Raw genomic sequence first — 2729 nt, forward strand, 5'->3', positions numbered from 1 at the left:
CGGCGGATGCCGGCAGCTACACCCTCGTCGACTTCAAGGTTCCGAACGAGTCGGCCACGGCATCCACCGTGAAGGTCGTTTTGACGCTGCCGGCCGACACGCCCTTTCTCAGCGTCCGCTACGTGCCGGTGCCGGGATGGACGGCAGAAGTCGTCGAGACCAGCCTGTCCGAGCCCGTCACGGTCGGCGACGTCGAGGTCACCGAAGCGGTGACCTCGGTGGTCTGGACTGCAACGGGCGACGGCATCGGCGAGGACGCCCTCGAGGTGTTCCCGCTCTCGCTCGGGCCCGTGCCCGACACGGGTGCGGTCGTGCTCGCCGTCGACCAGACCTACAGCGACGGTCGCACCGTCTCATGGGCAGATCCCGCGGAAGACGCCGAGCACCCCGCCCCCGTGTTGTACATCGGCGACCAACCCGCCGACGATCACCACGCCCCGGCGGACGCCTACGCGGCGGCCGCCGCGCCGAGTCAGGAGCCCGACGTGCTCGCGCGTGTCCTGGCAGGCGCCGGCCTTCTTCTCGGCGCCGCCGCGCTCGTGCTCGTGCTCGTGGGCAGGCGCACGCGCGCCTGACGATGCCGGCGGAAAGGCCGCCGACCCCCGGACTCCGGGGGGCGGCGGCCTTTCGCACGCGGTCCCGCGGCTATCCGCCGACGTGGATCACGGGCCGGTCCATGGGGTCCTTGTCGGTCTCGCGCAGGATCTCCCGCACGACCGGAGCCGTGTCTCCGCGGCCGAGCAGCAGATACCTCACCATGTGGAGCAGCGGGCTGCCCTCCGACCACTCGAAGTACGCGTGCGGACGTTCGCCGGTCGCATCCCGCAGGGCGATCAGGATGGCGGCGATCGCATTCGGCACGGCCGGGCTCTCGGCGCGCAGCACACGGTTTCCCTCGACCTCGGCGCCGGTGACGTGCAGCACCTCCCGGAACTCCGACGGGTCGACGATCTCGATCTCGAGGAAGATCACGTCGGCCCGGCCCGGAACGGGATTGAGGCGTCGCTGCGCGCGTTCCTTCTGCAGGTACTCGGCCGCCTCGCCGGTCTCGGGTCGGTTGGCGATGATGTTGAGCCGACCGTCGTACTGCAGGGACTCCTCGATGAACCTGCGCGCGGTGTCGTCGAATTCGAGCCGTTCCGCCCGGATCTCCGTGGTGCGGGAGACGCGCGAGATCACCGAGACGACGACGATGCCGATGATGAAGAGCGCGGAGATGGCGAGGCCGTCGGGCTTCTCGATGATGTTGGCGGCGAGCGCGTACGCGAGCACCGCGGTGAGCACCGCGAACCCGACGATCGGCAGCGGCCTGCGGCGACGGACCGCGGAGATCAGAACGGCGACGGATGCCGACACCATCATGGCGAGGATCCCGGTCGCATAGGCGCCGGCCTGGGCGTTGACATCGGCCTGGAATCCGATGGTGATGACGATGCTGATCGCGGTGTAGACCAGCACCACCGGGCGCACCGCGCGGCTCCATTCGGGCGCCATGCCGTAGGTGGGCAGGTAGCGCGGAACGATGTTGATCAGGCCGGCCATCGCGGAGGCCCCGGCGAACCAGAGGATGAGCACCGTGCTGATGTCGTAGATCGTCCCGAACCCGTCGCCGAAGAACTCGTGCGCCAAGTAGGCGAGCGCTCGCCCGTTGGCCTCGCCGCCTTCCTGGAAAGCCTCCGCGGGGATGAGCAGGGTCGTGACGAGGCTGCTGCTCAGGAGATAGACGCTCATGATCGCGGCTGCGGAGGTCAGGAGCTTGCGGGTGTTCCTGATGCGCGAGTCGAGACGCTCCGCGTCGGTGGCACCTTTCGAGGCCACGAGGGGCATCATGCTCACCCCGGTCTCGAACCCGGACAGCCCGAGCACCAGCAGCGGGAAGGCGATCAGGGCCGGCAGGAGGAGCCCACCGGGCCCACTGCCGGCTGCGTTCAGGGCGGCCCACCAGTCCGTGATGTCGACGGGGTGCGTCGCGATCTGCATCAGCCCGGTCACGATGACGACGGCGTTGAGGCCGAGGAAGACCGCGACGAGCGGGATCGCGACGTTCACCGCTTCGGTGAATCCGAGCAGGAATACGCCGCCCAGAATGAGGAGCAGCACGATCGTGATGGGAACCGCGTAGCCCGCCAGCGCTTCGGGCATGAAGGGATTCTCGAGCAGGTGGACGGTCGCGTCGGCCGAGGACAGGGTGATCGTGATGATCCACGAGGTCGCGACGAACCCCAGCAGGACGAGGACGAAGATCTTGCCCTGCCAGAACGGCAGCAACCGCTCGAGCATGGCGACCGAGCCCTGCCCGTGCGGGCTCTCCTTCGCGACCCTGCGGTACATCGGCAGCATGCCGAACAGGGTGAGCGCCACGATCAGCAGGGTCGCGAGAGGCGACAGCGCCCCCGCGGCGAGGACGGCGATCGCCGGGAGGTACGAGAGGGTCGAGAAGTAGTCGACGCCGGTGAGGCACATGACCTTCCACCACGAGTGACCCTTCGCGGTGCTCTCCGCGCTCTCCGGTCCGACCGGCTGCACGGTGTCGTGGAGCAGCCAGCTGGAGAACGGCGTCGCCGCGCGGCCCCGTCTCGATGGGCCCGGGACCGCCGGAGGGAATTCGAACTGGTCCCACTCGCGCACGTGCAACTCCTCGCTCAGGGCCGTCCCTTGAGGGCCCGGTAAATCGTCGCACAGGCGGAGGCCTCGAAATGAGGCACGTCCGTTAGCAAAGCGCGCCCACC

At 69.0% G+C, this 2729-nt stretch carries 2 protein-coding genes; one reads left to right on the forward strand and one right to left on the reverse strand.

Annotation, left to right across the window (positions count from 1 at the left end; translation table 11 throughout):
• Positions 1-575, forward strand: a 575-nt coding sequence (locus tag VNT50_RS12470; protein WP_325485438.1) for a YcnI family copper-binding membrane protein, incomplete at its 5' end; no start/stop codon positions are given.
• A 70-nt stretch (positions 576-645) separates the two neighbouring features.
• On the opposite strand, the gene VNT50_RS12475 is transcribed toward VNT50_RS12470, so the two are convergent.
• Positions 646-2628 carry an APC family permease gene (locus VNT50_RS12475; RefSeq protein ID WP_325485439.1) on the reverse strand — a complete coding sequence of 661 codons (1983 nt, stop codon included), beginning with the start codon at positions 2626-2628 and terminating at the stop codon, positions 646-648.
• Positions 2629-2729 lie beyond the last annotated feature (101 nt).

The sequence above is a fragment of the Microbacterium sp. genome, assembly GCF_035554235.1.
GTDB lineage: Bacteria > Actinomycetota > Actinomycetes > Actinomycetales > Microbacteriaceae > Microbacterium.